This window comes from Vibrio sp. YQ_11, assembly GCF_043103065.1.
Taxonomy (GTDB): domain Bacteria; phylum Pseudomonadota; class Gammaproteobacteria; order Enterobacterales; family Vibrionaceae; genus Vibrio; species Vibrio parahaemolyticus.
Genome location: NZ_JBICJM010000050.1, coordinates 47,629 through 64,819, shown reverse-complemented (window position 1 = coordinate 64,819; position 17,191 = coordinate 47,629). Strand labels below are relative to the sequence as shown.

Here is a 17,191-nt window from a genome sequence, read left to right as displayed (position 1 = left end):
AATCAAGGATTTGATCAATGAAATACTCTATCGCTCGACAATTTGAAAAGAACCGAGAACTTCGGGCTGATAACTTCATCTTGGTGTATCAAATGGGGAAAGTGGGCTCATCGTCTATCGAGCATACTTTGGAAGCGCGTAATATTCCGAGCTATCACATCCACACGTTTGACGATCATGAAGAATTTCACATGTACCACAACAAAAAGGATGTGAGTAAATTCTTCGATTTTAAAAATCGCGCGATCTACCGCTTGGTTCTGAATCAACGCAAGCGCATTTTGCAAAAGCGCGAGCAAATCAAGATCGTTACATTAATCCGTGACCCGATTGCGACGGTTTTCTCCCGTTTTTTCCAAGATCTGCATCTGCAATTTATCGAAGGCAAAAAGAACGATGCCATCCACCGCGACATGGAAGTGACCTACAAGCATCTAGAGCATTGCTTTGATAACTACATCAACCTGAACTACTTCGCAGATTGGTTCGATAACGAGCTAAAACGTAACTTCAGCATCGATGTCATGCGCCAAGAGATCGATAACACTCAACCATTTTTCACGTTCAACAATGACAAAGCCAGCGTCATTCTGATTAAGTGCGAGCAACTGAGTTCCCTTGACAAAGAGATTGGAGACTTCCTAAATGTCGACAACTTTGTTCTGAAAAACAGCAATGAAGCAAAGAACAAATGGTATTCCAACATCCACCAATACTTTAAACAGCATTACGATTTTTCTAAGTTGTTTTACATGTATGACTTACCGCTTTATCGCCATATTTACTCGCAGCAAGAACGAGAAGCTTTCAAAACCAAGTGGTTAAAAACTCCAGGGACAAAGTCAGCATGAAAAAAGTACTTCATATTACCGAAGCCTTTGGTGGCGGTGTTCAAACCGCACTGTACAGCTATGTACATTCATCTCGACATGAACCGTATGAACACTTTTTGCTTGCTAGAGCGCGTCACAATGATTTGACCAAGGACAGCAATCACGATGTTTTTGCTCAAACGAAATGGGTGGAAGGTGGGCTTCTGCAGTTTGTGCGAGACGCCAATCAAACCATCAATGACATAAAACCCGATATTGTGCACTTGCACTCTAGCAAAGCCGGTTTTTTGGGTCGATTTTTGAAACTCAACCGCGCCCGCTTGGTGTATACCCCGCACTGCTATGCGTTTGAACGAGAAGATATTTCAGGCTTCGCTCGCCAACTATACAAAGCTTTAGAAAAGGTGATGCTCAACAAAATTGACGTGGTGGCAGGCTGCAGTCAGCGCGAATGTGATTTAGCCATTAGCATTGGAGCAAAACGAGCGGAACTGCTGAACAACTATGTTTCTTATCAAAGTGCGACGCGTGTCGGCCGAGACCATCAAGCTGCATTGAACATTGTTGTTTTAGGGCGTGTCGCACCACAGAAAGACCCTCAATTTTTACTTAACACACTCCGTTGCTTGAATCGATTTGCACTCAATCGCCAATTAGACATTACTTGGATTGGAGGAGGAGACAGAGAGCTAGAGCAAGCGTTAAGAACCGAAGACGTACAAGTAACGGGTATGCTTCCTCGCGATGAAGTGGTTAAGAAACTGCAGGCCTCCGATCTCTATTTACATACCGCCGCATGGGAAGGTATGCCTTTAACGATTCTAGAAGCCGCGAAGCTGCACCTCCCTATGGTGATTCGTTCCATTGGTGCCACAAAAGATCTCAACTATCCTTTTTTGGCGCAAACACCGGAAGACATGGCAAAGCAAATGACACATTGCATCAATCACTATGATGACATTGATTTTCGCCAATACACCACCGAGTTGAATGAGACGTTCAGTGAAGAAAAACAACGCCTCGCTCTAAACAACATTTACAGTTAGAGAAATAGAATGTTTCAAGCCATTCAACAAAAACTGCTACTTATGCCGAGTGGCAAAAAGAACTTGCTGTCACTCGGCATGAAAACGGCAATCACGCGAGTTTTCAGTGCATTATTTGCCTTTTTGCTTACGCTCATCGTGTCGCGCACAACCGATGCATCCACTTCAGGTCAGTTTTTCTTCTTATTCAATCTCGTATCACTCACAGCCATTATTTCTCAGCGAGGCTTTGACGTTGCTTTAGTCCGATTCAACGCTATCGCGTTTAGCAACGGAGATATTCAACAGCAAAGTGACAACTATTGGACGGCTTTAACTCGCAGTATCACATTTTGTTTCATGGCTGCCGTTACTCTATTTGTCGGCTTTTACCTTTTTCCAAATCAACTGAATCAAACCAACAGTCCAACAGTGGCGATTACGCTCGCGCTGATGTGCGTACCTTTCCTCGTATTAGGACAAACCAACAGCCGTGTTTTACAAGCAAGTAAAATGGTGGTGCCATCCCTATTCGCGCTTCAACTCGGCGTCAGTGTGCTCATGGTTTTGTTCATTATTGGCCTGAGCACACTGCACTCACAAAACATCAACAGCCTAATAGCGGCATTGCTGCTGGCGAGTCTGATCGTCAGTATTGCTTCAACGACTAAATGGTTTAGCTCTGGTCAATATCAAAAGCCGACCCCGACAACAAATATCGAACTGATCTCCTCGGCGAAGCAAGTGTGGATTGGCAGCATTTTCACCAATATCCTCCAATGGGGAAGCATTGTTATTGCTGGTTTTTTCATTTCTACCACGGAGCTAGGGTTATTAGCAGCAGCGCAACGAACATCGCTACTGATTGGCTTTGTACTGATTACCATTAACTTCGTTGTTGCCCCAATGTTCGCCTCTCTTTTTAAAGAAGGAAAGCTGGATAAACTGCGAAATTTAAGTCGATGGGCTTGTCGTGCAAACATTGGCGCAGCTTTACTTCCTGTCTTAGTTTGCACCCTATTTCCTGAATTCGTCATGCAGCTTTTTGGTGATGAATTTCTTGCGGCAGCTCCGCTGTTAGTTGTCCTTTCTTTAGGGCAGATGGTCAATATCGCCACTGGTTCGGTAGGATTTTTATTGCTAATGAGTGGCCATGAGAGAACGATGAAATACATCACGATTTGTTCAGGCACTATTTCCATCGCTCTTTTGGTTTTTCTTAGCCAAAGCTACGGCGTTCTGGGGGCTGCATGGGCAATGGCGATCGGCATGGCGATCCAAAACCTTGCCGCGCTCTATTTTGTAAAACGCTATTTGGGCTTCTTTCCTGTGGGGTAACGATGACTTCGACGATCGCACGTTTAGGTTTTATTTCTATATCTCTACTGACAATCGGCCTTTCTTTGTGGAAGAGTTCAGAGCTAAATCATGCCGTTTATCTGAATATAGAAAACTATGTTGGAGGCTCAAGCACGCTGCATTTTACGTTTAGCATGTTGATTGGTTTTCTCGCTGTGTTTACCTTCCCTCGCTTTACCCACGCAACCAAAATAGACGCGTTCGGGATTCGACTGCTGTTTTGCTTACTGCTGATCATCTCGGCGGAAGAATTTAGCCAGTTGTTTATTGAAAGCCGTTCATTCAGCTTTGACGATTTGAGTACCAACTGGATTGGTATGATCCTGGGGTACTTTGGTGCCAAAGCGATTACCCTCTTTCGAACATCTCGCTCTCGTGCGTAGACTCTCCGGCAGGTGACGCACCTGTTGTTAGGCAAACACCTTTGGGTTATTTGGGTATATAATCTTGCCAAATAACCCGGAGAAAAGAGAGCCTCATGTCATCTCATCCAACAAAAATTACCTTTTTCGAATTTCTCACGCCATTGATCACTTCTGGCCAAAAGACCATCACTATTCGTGACGAATCAGAAAGTCACTATGTACCGAACACAGAAGTAGAAGTATTCACTTTGGAAACTGACCGTAAGGTTTGTGATATCAAAATCTTGTCTGTTGAGCCATTAAACTTTGATGAAATCAACGAGTTTCACGCAGAACAAGAAGCCATCGAGTTACCAAAACTCAAACAGTTGATTCGAGAAATCTATCCGAATATCGATAAGCTGTTTGTTATCGAATACGAATTGATCAAAAAGTAGACCACAAAAACTAGACGACTGGTCTAATTCATCTTATAGTACCGCCCATGAATGCAAAAACAAATGACACACGCCAACACATTCTCGACGTCGGGTACGAATTGATTGTTACCCGAGGGTTTACGAGTGTTGGACTTTCAGAGCTACTAAAAACGGCCGAAGTGCCAAAAGGCTCGTTTTATCATTACTTCAAATCTAAAGAACAGTTTGGTGAGGCAATGATTCAAGATTACTTCAACAAGTACTTTGAACAATTGACTGCCCGCTTCACTAATACCGAGCTCAATGGCTACCAACGCTTAATGAGCTACTTTGAAGAAATGGTAAAAGTAGAAGATGATGTCTGTAATGCAAACAAATGTTTGTTAGTGAAGCTAAGCGCCGAAGTGTCAGATTTATCGGAGCCTATGCGTATCGCACTGCGTCGAGGCGCTGATAAGACCATTCAAGCTATGGCTGAGTGTATTGATGTCGGTATTCAAGATGGTTCTATCCCAAACGGTGATAGCGCATTGTTGGCCAGACAGATCTATTATCTTTGGAATGGCGCAAGCTTACTGAACAAACTGTATCAAGATCAGGAAGCGCTCACGCAAAGCCTGACCTATACTCAACATCTACTGCAAAACACGCGTACTTGCCCATAACAAGTAACGTTAAAGTAAGATGAATACCCTACACGTGTTTCATTTGGGCGATTAACCTTTTGGAACACACTAAATCTTCCCGCTCTAAGAGCGGGATATTTTGGAACGAACACTAGACGACCGGTCTAATCTATAAGTGAGATAAACATGACTAACGCAACCAATCGTAGAATCGTCCTAGCATCACGCCCACATGGTGCTCCTACAACTGAAAACTTTCGCCTAGAAGAAGTAGCAAAACCTGTTCCACAGGCAGGAGAAATGCTGCTGAGAACGGTTTACCTCTCGCTAGACCCATACATGCGAGGTCGCATGAGCGATGCAGAATCTTATGCAGAACCAGTAGCGCTAGACGATGTGATGATTGGCGGCACCGTTTGTCAGGTAGAAGCATCCAACCACCCGGACTATGAAGCGGGTGAATGGGTACTTGCGTACACCGTGGGTTGGCAAGACTACGCAATTTCTACCGGAGAGATGGTGATTAAATTAGGCAAAGAGCCACAAAACCCATCATACGCTCTGGGTGTTGCAGGCATGCCTGGCTTTACCGCATACATGGGTTTGTTGGATATTGGCCAGCCAAAACCAGGTGAAACCATTGTAGTTGCTGCGGCAACGGGACCTGTCGGCGCGACAGTTGGTCAAATCGGTAAAATCAAAGGCTGCCGCGTAATTGGTATCGCCGGTGGCGAAGAAAAATGTCGCTACGCAAAAGAGGTTTTAGGCTTTGATGAGTGTATCGATCACAAAGCAGATGATTTCGAACAACAATTGAAAGATGCATGCTACAACGGCATCGATGTTTACTTTGAAAACGTAGGCGGCAAAGTATTCGAAGCTGTCATGCCACTTCTCAATACCAGTGCACGTATCCCTTTGTGTGGATTGATTTCTCAATACAACGCAACAGAATTACCTGAAGGCACAGACCATCTACCACTGCTAATGGGTAAACTACTGACGAAAAGAATCAAGGTGCAAGGCTTTATCATTTTTGATGACTACGGTCACCGTTACGGTGAGTTCGCTCAAGATATCAATCAATGGTTGGCTGAAGGAAAGATCCAATACCGCGAACATCTAGTAGAAGGTCTAGACAATGCGCCAGAGGCATTTATTGGTCTGCTAGAAGGCAAGAACTTTGGCAAGCTTGTTGTAAAAATCAACGACCCACTATAACAACCCGCAATAAGGAAGGGATAATAAATGATAAAACTTCATCATCTGAATCAGTCACGCTCTAAGCGTATTATCTGGTTACTTGAAGAGCTCAACGTGGATTACGAAATCGTGCCTTACGTTCGTGACAAAGTGACTTTCATGGCACCGCCAGAACTAAAGAGCGTTCATCCACTTGGTAAGTCGCCACTCCTTGAAGATGATGGTGAGTTTATTATTGAATCAGGAGCCATGACTGAATACTTAATTGAAAAGTACAGTGACGGAGCGCTTGCCCCTAAACGTGGTACAAAAGCGCATACTGAATATTTACAATGGATGCACTTTGCAGAAAGCTCCGCTATTTTGCCGATGCTATTGAAAATATTCATCAGTAAAGAGCCGAACTCGATGCAATTTTTGCCTGCATACGCCGACAAAGAAGCAATGAATGTATTGAGCTACTTCGAACAAGCGTTGGAAGGAAAAACCTACCTCGTAGAAGAGCGATTGACGGGTGCAGACATCATGATGTCTTTCATCGTTGAGTTAGTACAGATGTTTGGCCTAGCAGAACAATTCCCGAATATGGTTCGTTACGGTAAACAACTTGCGACGCACCATGCTTTCGAGAAAGCCGAACAAATTGAAGTGAACTACGCTTAATTTAATCGTCCCTTTGAGGCTTGGATTGAAGACAAATAACGTTGTCTCAATCGCATCAAAGGGACGTTTTTTATCGAAATAGAGCGCAAGTATTCATTTATAAATTCAATCCTTCATACCTCTTCTAACCCTACCAATTATTCTTGATTGTTGCTAATAAATCCTAAGATAAATCAACAACTAAAATGTAGTCCAATTCTGATTTCTGTGACTTTTCGGCCATAGTCACCACCTATTGAATTGATAAGCATTATCAGCTTTAACCTCATGACTTTCCGTAATAATCTTCCTTTCAGATTCTAAGGTTTTGATGAATCCCTGGAGGGAAATAAGAATGACAAACAAAAAGCTAACGACTGCAGCAGGTTGCCCAGTTGCTCATAACCAAAACGTGATGACAGCAGGCCCACGTGGCCCTCAACTCCTACAAGATGTCTGGTTTCTAGAAAAGCTAGCGCACTTTGATCGTGAAGTGATCCCTGAGCGTCGTATGCACGCAAAAGGTTCTGGTGCGTACGGCACATTCACCGTGACTCACGACATTACAAAATACACTCGTGCAAAAATTTTCTCTGAGGTTGGTAAAAAGACCGAGCTATTTGCTCGCTTTACGACCGTTGCGGGTGAGCGCGGCGCTGCGGATGCAGAACGAGACATCCGTGGTTTTGCCCTAAAGTTTTACACCGAAGAAGGCAACTGGGATTTAGTCGGCAACAACACGCCCGTCTTCTTCTTACGTGACCCGTTGAAGTTCCCTGACCTCAACCACGCGGTGAAACGCGATCCACGCACCAACATGCGCAGCTCGACGAACAACTGGGATTTTTGGACATCGCTGCCAGAAGCGTTCCATCAAGTAACCATCGTCATGAGTGACCGCGGTATTCCAGCGTCTTACCGTCACATGCACGGCTTCGGTAGCCATACATTCAGCTTTATCAACGCTGAAAATGAACGCTACTGGGTGAAGTTCCACTTCAAAACTCAGCAAGGTATTAAGAACATCAGCGATGAGGAAGCACAACTGCTGGCGGGCAGAGATCGTGAAAGCCATCACCGCGATTTGTATGAGTCGATTGAGCGTCAGGATTTCCCGAAATGGAAAATGTACGTACAGATCATGCCAGAATTAGAAGCCGACGAAGTTAACTTCAACCCATTCGACCTAACAAGAGTATGGTCTCAAAAAGATTATCCACTTATCCCTGTAGGTGAGTTTGAGCTGAACCGTAACCCAGAAAACTTCTATGCAGAAGTTGAGCAATCCGCGTTTAACCCGGCAGCTATCGTTCCTGGAATTGGTTTCTCGCCAGACAAAATGCTGCAAGGCCGTTTGTTTGCATACGGAGATGCACAGCGTTACCGCCTAGGTGTAAACCATCACCAAATTCCAGTCAACGCCCCTCGTTGTCCGGTACACAGCTACCATCGTGACGGCGCAATGCGAGTTGACGGTAACTTCGGTTCAACACTGGGTTACGAGCCAAACTACAAACAAGAGTGGGCAGAGCAGCCTGATTATTCAGAGCCACCATTGCGAATTAGCGGCCATGCTGACCATTACGACCATCGTGTTGATGAGGATTACTTTAGCCAAGCAGGTGACCTGTTCCGACTAATGAACGAAGAGCAACGCCAAGCGCTGTTTGATAATACCGCACGAGCGATGGATGGTGTGCCAGACTTCATTAAAGAACGTCACGTAAACCACGCTTACCAAGCGGACGAAGCCTACGGCAAAGGCTTAGAACTGGCGTTAGGTTTAGCGAAATAACCCACAGTAAATATTCCACAGTAAATAAAAAGGGAGGCGCACGTTGCGCCTCCCAGTTAAGAGAAATTCGATATGATCAATTTAGACTTTTTCAAACTCTTCGATACCAAAGAGTTCTTCATCTACTACTGATTTTTGGCTACAGCCTTAATCAGTACTGACGTATCCATACGACCAAGCCCTTCACGTTGAAGGCCTGCGTACTGCTCGTCGACCATCTTAGTCAATGGAAGCTCAAGCCCAACACGCTCAGCTTCTTCCAAACAAAAGCCAAGGTCTTTGCGCATCCAATCAATCGCGAAGCCAAAATCAAACTTGTCTTGCGCCATGGTCGTGGCACGGTTTTCCATTTGCCATGAACCAGCAGCGCCGTGTTTCAGCGTCTCGACAACCTGTTCAATGTCTAAGCCCGATTTTTTCGCAAGCAAAAGTGCTTCACTCAAGCCCTGCAAAATACCACCAATACAGATTTGGTTTACCATTTTACAACGCTGTCCCTGACCATTTTCGCCCAGTAGAGTGATTTGTTTCGCGTACACATCCATCACAGGCGCAACATGGTCAAATACACTCGGTTCACCACCGCACATGATGGTCAACACGCCATTTTCTGCGCCCGCTTGACCGCCCGAGACTGGCGCATCGATAAAGTGATTGCCCACTTTTTTACACGCATCCGCCAGTTCCACAGCAAGTTCTGCCGAGGTTGTTGTGTGATCAACCAAAACCGCGCCCGCTTTGAGACCAACTAACAAGCCTTCTTCACCATACACAACGCTACGTACGTCGTTATCATTACCAACACAAGTAAATACGATATCGCAACCTTCAGCCGCTTCTCGCGGTGTCTCGCACGCAACGCCATTGTATTCTGCAGCCCATTTATCAGCTTTGGCTTTGGTGCGGTTGTATACTTTGGTTTCATACCCCGCTTTGCTCAAATAGCCCGCCATTGGGTAGCCCATGACACCCAAACCAATAAATGCTACTCGTTGTTTTTCCATTGCACGCTTCCCTTAGTTCACCTGACTGAAATGTTTTGTAACATGCTACTAAAGAATTGAAAACATTACTCGTAATTTATCCTTCACTCGCGGCACAAATAAAATCGGAGCACGATGTTGGAGTAAAAACCGAAGCAGTCAGCAGGGTTATTAAGGAAAAATTTCTCAGAAGTAAAATGCTAAGACACTCTACGTGCTTGCAACAAAGCCGTAGCGTTCAACATGGCATCCTTGGTCGTCACATCCAACACTTTTATTTTTCGAAAACGTTCCGGTTCTTTGATCGCGACATCATGAGCAAAGATCACAAACTTCGCTTTCTCGATGTCTTTCTCGGTAATTCGGTTGATGACGCCATTCGCCCCTTGGGTTTCGACTTTAATCTTAATGCCGAGTGCACAAGCCGCTTTTTCCAATGACTTCGCCGCTAAGAACGTATGTGCCACTCCTGATGGGCAAGATGTAACCGCCAAAACATCCGCCTCACCTTCGCCTTGAACAGAACCATATACTTGAGAATGATCTTTGTAACTCTCATCTTCGGTGACGGTTTTCTTTAGTGCAATCACGATCAATGCCGTGGTAACTGAGCCCGCAATCGTGCCGATGATGTAACCAATTTTTCCATCCACAACAGGGAGAACAATCCAACCGCCCCACGGTGCATGGTTCATTACGTGGAACATAAAGCCAATCACGTTACCGACAATGCCACCCGCCACAATAGCGGGTAACACTCGTGCAGGGTCGCCAGCGGCAAAAGGAATCGCACCTTCGCTGATGCCGATCATCCCCATAATACCTGCGGCTTTCCCCGCTTCGCGTTCATCTCGCTTGAATTTACTCGGCGCCAAAAACGTGGCTAGTGCCATACCCAATGGCGGCGTACAAATCGCAATACCGACCCCGCCCATCAACCATGGTTGCGTGTTCACTTGGGTTTGAGCAAACAACGTCGCCACTTTGTTGATTGGGCCGCCCATATCAAACGCGGTCATTGCCCCAAGCACAGTTCCGAGCATTACTTTGCCTGAGCCCGCCATGCCCGTCAGCACTTCGTTCATGGTGGTCATTGCGCTGGCAATCGGAGCACCTATCACCCACATCACCGCGCCACAAGTAACAAACGTACCGACTAGCGGATAAATAAAAATCGAGCCAAGCGAACTCATGCTGTCTGGTAGCTGAATTTTCTTTAATAGCCAAACGACAAAGCCAGCAAAAAAGCCGACCACAATTGCACCTAAAAAACCCGTATTGTAATGACTGACCGCAATCCAAGACCCTATCATACCCGGTGCAAGGCCCGGCTTGTCGGCAATGGAATAAGCAATGTAACCGCCAAGAACAGCAGTAAACAATGTCAGGCCAGCAATCCCCATTTGGGCAATATCGGCCAAAATGCCTTCTTGTGGTACACCACCGTGACCAGAGATCATCACCGACAACGACAACAACACACCTCCCGCAACGATAAACGGGATCATGTGGGATGTGCCAAACAGCAAGTGCTCTTTAATGCGACCAAGTTTTTGCGCCCAAGGGCTCAAGGGTTCTGATGCAAATTCTAAAGAAGTTGGGAGAAATTCATTGGATTGGGTTTGAATATCAGTCAGCATCTCAAGCGCTTCTTCTCGCGATTGAGCCTGTTTGAGCTTTTCAACAAAGCCGTCTTCGATAATTTTGGTGGAAATTTGTGCCAATACTTCAATGTGATGATGATCATCACCATCTGGAGACGCCAGCATGAAAAACACATCGGACAGCTCGCCATCTTCGGCGCCATAATCAATCCCACTGCGGCTGATCCCGACCGCGACAGCCGGTTTCGCTACAGCATCACTTTTGGCATGAGGGATCGCAATACCATCATCAAATCCTGTGTTACCGATCTCTTCTCGTTTCCAGATATCTGCCAAGAACTGGCTTTGACTATTGAGCTTGCCGGCGGCCTCTAGCATCTCGACCAGCTCTTTGAGCGCTTCATCTTTGGTTTGAGCTTTTAGATCTAAACATATCGTTTCCAGCTCAATTAGGTTTGTGATGTCCATTGTTTTACCTTCCAATATTCACGCTCGAATATATACCCAAGTGAGTTTGAGATACAGGATCCCCTGGCTCGTATGCGTTCCTACTCATTTTATTTGGGCATAGATTAACCAGTGCCTACTCTTTGATATATAGGACTAAAAGTGCATTAACTGGATTAATGTAACATGAGATTCAAACTGTGATAGAGCTCTTGCGTTAATCCAGCTCAAATCAATTCAATCTGCGGTGGCTGTGTTAATATCCACAAAAAATAAAATGGATAGAACATGAAAATCGTAGCGGTGACAGCATGCCCTACAGGCATCGCTCATACTTACATGGCGGCAGATGCACTAATGAAAGCTGCGCCAAAACATAACGTGCAAATTAAAGTAGAAACGCAAGGTGCGATGGGGATAGAAAATCAGCTCACTCCTCACGATATCGCTCAAGCGGATCGGGTTTTGATTGTGTCGGATATTGAGATAGAACAACCTGGCCGATTCGAAGGGACGCGCAAAATTCAAATCCCCATTGAAGAGGTTTTGCTAAACGTCGACAAAGTATTCCTCGTCCACTGCCGCTACTAAATTTGCAGATGAACGAATACCAAATCACCTTTTTCGTCGATAATGCAAATGCCAGTGCGCACCTTGCTCAGCCACTCAATCGAGTGGCAAAGAAGTTCAAAAGTACCTTACATATCATTAATGTAACGCAAAATCGTGTTGCGGAACTCACCAAGTCCGTGGCGATTTTGCAAGCAGGTCTACAACAAGGAGATTTGTGTCAAATCACAGCGATTGGCATTGACGCAGAGCTGGCCTGCTTCGTCATCAAAGACATGATTGCTGAACACTTTACGGTGGTGGGATCTCATATCAACTATGAGTTTTCTAGCCAACTGGCCGAGCGTTTACCGCAAATTTGCCCACCTTGTGAAATCAAATGGCACTACGCCAAAGCACATACCGAGCTCACCAAGTTTGAATGCCTTAAAGGATTAGCTCAGCTGATCCACCCCATTCATCCCGACGAACTGATTCTTGCTTTTATTAAACGCGAAGAACGTTCATCAACTTGCGTGACTCCGGGGATCGCTCTACCGCATGTGATGTTTTCAGGTGTTGACCATATTTCTATTGCCGTTATTGCAAATGAAAAATCGATGGATTGGGCTTCAAAGATGGGTGATGTTCATCTGGCTATAGCACTGGTGATGCCAGAAAAGCCGACCCGAGAACAGATCATTGCGGCCACTAACCTCACACGAAATCTGCTTACCGATCAAATGGCGGAACGCCTACTACTAACAAAAAGTAGCGTCGACTTACAAGCGCTGCTGATGTACGCCATGTCGAGGCTGCTTGCCTAAACTTCTCTATGATTTACGCACTCTGACTGAAGGCTTAAATCGAACCACGATATTCCGTCGGCGTTCTGCCTGTACGGCTCTTAAATACTCGGCAGAAATAGTTCACGTCTTTAAATCCACAGCGCACTGACACGTCATTGAGTTTGAAGTTGTATTTCTTGAGCATAAACTTCGCGCGATCCACACGTACCCAAGTAATGTAGTCAGCCAAAGTCATGTGCCCCTGCTGACGGAACAAGCGCGACAAATGGTTCGAGGAAATACTGAATCTCGACGCAATGCTGTCACGTGTGATTGGGCGATGGAAGTTCTCTTGAATGTAGATACAAATCCCTTGATAGAGATCTTGTACACGGCTATGTGACTGCTGCTCGACTGGAGCATCCAACATCGTCTTCGCGTATTGCAGTAATGCTTGCAGTAAAAGCTCATCCATTGGTTTTTTAGTATTCTCACGAGCCAGTGAGCTCAACGCTTCTAAGATGTTATCTATCGCAAATCCTGAGCGTGTTTGGATGCTATGCTTTTGAATATCGTAAAAGTTTGCCTCACCTTTGCGTTTGCTCACCAAACTTAACCCAAGTTGTCGACGCCCAAACAAAATACTTAACACTGAGCAATCGGTATCCCAGTCTGGTTTATTCCAACAGTTAGGAGGAATAAATATCGCGTCGCCTTTTTTAGCAACGATGTGCGTTACTTTTCGATCATGACTTTCCATTTCATTAATATATTCCCCATCCAGAACTAACTCTAGGCGAGGGAAATTAACTTGATAGCTAAATTCAGGCGGCGTATGAAAATCTCCTGCAAACCAAATATTATGAAATGGCTCTCTTTCATTTAATACCGCTGAAATTAAATCATGAAAAATCATTGTCTCACACTCTATATATGCATCAATGATGCTATTTACTATAGATATACACCGGACTGGATTTTTGTGCTATTGAGCAAAATCACACTTCCATTTTAATGTTACAAAAATCCAGTTAACGCATCAATTTTCCAGTAACAAAAACTCTATCAACAACACTCAATCCCTTTTTTAAATGGGAGCAAAGCCACATTTCACTTATCGTTTAGCTTCTTATCCATCATGTCACAGATATGCAGCTAGATTTGTCCAGTGAACGATCTAAATCACACTATAGTTAGTCGGTTACAATCCTCCAGTAAATGCATTTTTTCTTCACTACAGTCTTTTTCTCAGTAATTTAAAAATACCCCTGAAATAAAAATTATATTTATAGGGGTTCGACAATGATCACCAAACTAATAAATGAAGACTTAATTAAGCTTGATCTTAAAGCATCTTCAAAAGAAGACGTATTTAAAGAACTGGTTGCCGTTCTTCATGCCCAAGGTCGTATTTCTGACCAAACACAATTTCTTTCAGATATAAAAGCACGTGAAGAATTAGGAAATACCGGATTTGAAGATGGCGTGGCAATTCCACACGCGAAAAGCGCCGCTGTGATTGAACCGGCGGTTGTGATCGGCGTAAGCAAATCAGGTATCGAGTACGGCGCGGAAGACGGTTTACCTTCAAAGCTGTTCTTCATGATCGCCTCTCCAGACGGTGGCGATAACCACCACATCGAAGTACTTGCAGAGCTGTCTTCAAAATTGATTGAAGATGGTTTCATCGATGCGTTCTTGGGCGCAGCAAACAGCCAAGACGCACTGGCACTCCTTCTCGCTAAAGAAGAACCGCAACCAGTGACAGATGCTCCAGCAAACCAAGGTTTCATCATTGGTGTTACCGGTTGTCCTGCGGGCGTTGCTCACACCTACCTAGCAGCAGAAGCGCTAGAGAAAGGTGCTGCGGCAATGGGTTACGAAATCAAGGTTGAAACGAACGGTTCAATCGGTGTGAAAAACAGCCCAACCGCAGAAGAAATCGAGCGTGCAGATGCCATCATCGTGGCATGTGACAAGCAAGTTGACATGAACCGCTTCGCGGGCAAACGCGTGGTTAAAACCAACGTAAAAGCCCCAATCCGCGATGCTCAAGGACTGATTAATGAAGCGTTAAACGCACCGACGTACCAAGCTGAGTCCAATGGCAATACGCAAGCATCGGTTGCCGACAAAGCTTCTCAAGCTCGTTCTGACTTATATCGCTACTTGATGAATGGCGTATCACACATGATCCCATTCGTCGTAACCGGTGGTCTGTTGATTGCCCTTGCTCTTGCTGTAGGCGGTCAGCCAAGTGAAGCGGGCATGGCGATTCCTGAAGGCAGCATGTGGAACCAAATCCTCAACGTCGGTGTGGTTGCCTTTACGCTGATGATCCCAATCCTTGCCGGTTACATTGCTTACGCGATTGCTGACCGTCCTGCTCTTGCTCCTGGCTTGATCGGTGGTTGGATTGCAAACAACGGTTCTTTCTACGGCGCAGACGCAGGTACAGGCTTTATCGGTGCCATCATCGCAGGTCTGCTTGTGGGTTACTTCGTGAAGTGGATTACGTCGATTAACTACCACAAATTCATCCAACCTTTGGTGCCAATCATGATCGCACCAATCACAGGTTCGCTATTCATCGCTGGTCTATTCATCTTCGTTATCGGCGCGCCAATCGCAAGCCTAATGGACGGTCTGACTGCGCTACTCACTAGCATGAGCACAGGTAACGTCGTTCTACTGGGTATCGTACTTGGTGGTATGGCTGGCTTCGATATGGGTGGTCCATTCAACAAGGTCGCATTCCTATTCTCTGTGGGCATGATTGCGAGCGGTCAAACTCAATTTATGGGTGCGATGGCGTGTGCAATCCCTGTTGCTCCTCTAGGCATGGCACTGGCAACGGCGCTTGGTCGTAAGTTCGACCTGTTCGAAGAATCAGAAACCGAAGCAGGTAAAGCAGCAGGTGCAATGGGTCTGGTTGGTATCTCTGAGGGTGCTATTCCATTCGCGGCGCAAGATCCAATGTCAGTGATTCCTGCAAACGTACTTGGCTCAATGGTGGCGGCAGTAATGGCGTTCTCATTCGGCATCACCAACAGCGTTGCTCACGGCGGTCCAGTTGTCGCTCTACTTGGCGCGATGAACCATCCAGTCCTTGCTCTGATTTGTATGGCAGCTGGCGCAACGGTTACCGCAGTAACGTGTGTAACGTTGAAGAAAGTACGTAAAGCAAAAATGATGCAAGCAGCCGCTTAATCCCCCCTCCCCCAAATAGCTCCTATGGCTTGGGCAATGTCGCCCAAGCCATGATTTTCTCTCATGGTGACACTCTATGTCTGATTTAACGATGTCCGATACACAAACGATTCAAACTCAAGCTGCGCATCCGACGTTTTTCCTGATGAACAACGTGATCCAAAACTACGCTTGGGGCAGTACTACTTCTGTTAACCAACTGTTTGGCATTGAAAACCCAACGGGCGAACCACAAGCAGAAGTGTGGATGGGCGCGCATCCAAACGGTTGCTCAGTGGTGATGGTAAACGGCGAGGAGACCAAACTCTCTTCACTGATTGCTCAAGACATGAATGCTTTTCTGAGTGAAGAAGTCGCAAACCGTTTTGGTGAACTTCCGTACCTGTTTAAAATGCTTGCCGCTGAGAAAGCGCTGTCGATTCAGGTGCACCCAAACAAGCAACAAGCAGAACTGGGTTTTGCACTGGAAGAAACACAAGGCATTCCCCTAACCGCTGCAAACCGTAACTACAAAGATCCAAACCACAAACCAGAATTGGTTTACGCGCTAACCGAATACCAAGCGATGAATGGCTTCCGCCCAACAAGTGAAATCATCAGCTTCTTCTCTGAGCTGGCGATTCCTGAGCTGCAAGGCTTGGTGGATGACCTTATCGACAATCAAACTTCCAAAGGATTGGCGAGCTTCTTCTCCGGTCTATTGTCACTGGAAGGCGAACAGAAAGAGATGGCGTTGACGGTGCTATTGGCACAAGCTCGCATCACCGACTTTCCTCTGTTCAATCTGATCTTGGAGTTAGAAACGCAATACCCGGGCGACATTGGTTTGTTTGCACCCTTGCTACTCAACGTTATCACGCTGAAACCAGGCGAAGCGATGTTCTTGGATGCAGAAACGCCACACGCGTACTTGAAAGGGACGGGGCTTGAGATCATGGCGAACTCAGACAATGTGCTACGCGCAGGTTTAACACCGAAGTATATGGACGTAAAAGAACTCGTTGCATGCACACGCTTCGAAGAAAAGCCATTCGATACCCTACTGCTTGCACCAATCGAAAACAACGACATGTTGGAATACCCAATTCCCGTCGACGATTTCAAATTCGCGATTGTAAAGCAGGCCAACCAACGAACACTTGATGTAAGAACCGCAGAAATCCTGTTGCCGCTAGATTCCCCGCTCGTGATTACACACGCAAATGGTGAAACGTGTGCAGTAGATAAAGGCCAATCTGTTTTCATCCCAGCTTACGCCAAACAATACACCTTGAATTGCGAAGGTCGCGTTGCACGGGCTTACAGTTGATTCAAATTGAAACAAAAACGCCTCGCAATTTAAG

General features: G+C 45.6%; 16 protein-coding genes. 13 read left to right on the top strand and 3 right to left on the bottom strand.

Features of this window, described 5'->3' with window-relative positions:
• The first annotated feature begins 17 nt into the window (after positions 1-17).
• The 9 genes from ACF8EG_RS22005 (at position 18) to ACF8EG_RS21965 (ending at position 8,267) form a co-directional block, all read left to right on the top strand.
• Positions 18-851: a putative capsular polysaccharide synthesis family protein gene (locus ACF8EG_RS22005; RefSeq protein ID WP_069505739.1), complete on the top strand. Its 834-nt coding sequence runs from the start codon at positions 18-20 to the stop codon at positions 849-851.
• Positions 848-1,879 (top strand): glycosyltransferase, encoded by a 1,032-nt coding sequence (locus ACF8EG_RS22000; protein ID WP_069505737.1) that lies wholly within the window; start codon positions 848-850, stop codon positions 1,877-1,879. Before ACF8EG_RS22005 ends, ACF8EG_RS22000 begins: the two co-directional genes overlap by 4 nt.
• A gap of 9 nt (positions 1,880-1,888) precedes the next feature.
• Entirely contained in the window at positions 1,889-3,196 is a 1,308-nt protein-coding gene (locus tag ACF8EG_RS21995; RefSeq protein WP_031817019.1) for an oligosaccharide flippase family protein, read from the top strand.
• A 2-nt stretch (positions 3,197-3,198) separates the two neighbouring features.
• On the top strand, positions 3,199-3,600 hold the full coding sequence (locus ACF8EG_RS21990; RefSeq protein WP_020841396.1) for a VanZ family protein: 402 nt from the start codon (positions 3,199-3,201) through the stop codon (positions 3,598-3,600).
• A 95-nt stretch (positions 3,601-3,695) separates the two neighbouring features.
• Positions 3,696-4,019 carry a N(4)-acetylcytidine aminohydrolase gene (gene yqfB / locus ACF8EG_RS21985; protein WP_005478088.1) on the top strand — a complete coding sequence of 108 codons (324 nt, stop codon included), beginning with the start codon at positions 3,696-3,698 and terminating at the stop codon, positions 4,017-4,019.
• Positions 4,020-4,066: 47 nt separating this feature from the next.
• Positions 4,067-4,666: a TetR/AcrR family transcriptional regulator gene (locus tag ACF8EG_RS21980; protein ID WP_005463060.1), complete on the top strand. Its 600-nt coding sequence runs from the start codon at positions 4,067-4,069 to the stop codon at positions 4,664-4,666.
• Positions 4,667-4,813: 147 nt separating this feature from the next.
• Complete coding sequence (locus ACF8EG_RS21975) at positions 4,814-5,848, top strand: NADP-dependent oxidoreductase (protein ID WP_069505735.1); 1,035 nt, start codon at positions 4,814-4,816, stop codon at positions 5,846-5,848.
• A gap of 27 nt (positions 5,849-5,875) precedes the next feature.
• Complete coding sequence (locus ACF8EG_RS21970; RefSeq protein WP_069505733.1) at positions 5,876-6,493, top strand: glutathione S-transferase family protein; 618 nt, start codon at positions 5,876-5,878, stop codon at positions 6,491-6,493.
• A gap of 334 nt (positions 6,494-6,827) precedes the next feature.
• Positions 6,828-8,267, top strand: a complete 1,440-nt coding sequence (locus ACF8EG_RS21965; RefSeq protein ID WP_015313530.1) for a catalase — start codon at positions 6,828-6,830, stop codon at positions 8,265-8,267.
• 125 nt (positions 8,268-8,392) lie between these two features.
• On the opposite strand, the gene ACF8EG_RS21960 is transcribed toward ACF8EG_RS21965, so the two are convergent.
• Positions 8,393-9,271, bottom strand: a complete 879-nt coding sequence (locus ACF8EG_RS21960; protein WP_029828809.1) for an NAD(P)-dependent oxidoreductase — start codon at positions 9,269-9,271, stop codon at positions 8,393-8,395.
• 179 nt (positions 9,272-9,450) lie between these two features.
• Positions 9,451-11,322: a fructose-specific PTS transporter subunit EIIC gene (locus ACF8EG_RS21955; RefSeq protein ID WP_069505731.1), complete on the bottom strand. Its 1,872-nt coding sequence runs from the start codon at positions 11,320-11,322 to the stop codon at positions 9,451-9,453.
• A gap of 267 nt (positions 11,323-11,589) precedes the next feature.
• Between ACF8EG_RS21955 and ACF8EG_RS21950 the strand changes: the two genes are divergently transcribed.
• Both ACF8EG_RS21950 and ACF8EG_RS21945 read left to right on the top strand, forming a co-directional pair.
• Entirely contained in the window at positions 11,590-11,892 is a 303-nt protein-coding gene (locus ACF8EG_RS21950; protein WP_029828804.1) for a PTS fructose transporter subunit IIB, read from the top strand.
• 8 nt (positions 11,893-11,900) lie between these two features.
• Positions 11,901-12,677 carry a PTS sugar transporter subunit IIA gene (locus ACF8EG_RS21945; protein WP_020838128.1) on the top strand — a complete coding sequence of 259 codons (777 nt, stop codon included), beginning with the start codon at positions 11,901-11,903 and terminating at the stop codon, positions 12,675-12,677.
• A gap of 34 nt (positions 12,678-12,711) precedes the next feature.
• On the opposite strand, the gene ACF8EG_RS21940 is transcribed toward ACF8EG_RS21945, so the two are convergent.
• Positions 12,712-13,554, bottom strand: a complete 843-nt coding sequence (locus tag ACF8EG_RS21940; protein WP_005463044.1) for a helix-turn-helix transcriptional regulator — start codon at positions 13,552-13,554, stop codon at positions 12,712-12,714.
• Positions 13,555-13,940: 386 nt separating this feature from the next.
• Between ACF8EG_RS21940 and ACF8EG_RS21935 the strand changes: the two genes are divergently transcribed.
• Both ACF8EG_RS21935 and manA read left to right on the top strand, forming a co-directional pair.
• Positions 13,941-15,848 (top strand): fructose-specific PTS transporter subunit EIIC, encoded by a 1,908-nt coding sequence (locus ACF8EG_RS21935; protein ID WP_029828801.1) that lies wholly within the window; start codon positions 13,941-13,943, stop codon positions 15,846-15,848.
• A 91-nt stretch (positions 15,849-15,939) separates the two neighbouring features.
• On the top strand, positions 15,940-17,157 hold the full coding sequence (gene manA, locus ACF8EG_RS21930) for a mannose-6-phosphate isomerase, class I (RefSeq protein ID WP_392412383.1): 1,218 nt from the start codon (positions 15,940-15,942) through the stop codon (positions 17,155-17,157).
• The last annotated feature ends 34 nt before the right edge of the window (positions 17,158-17,191 follow it).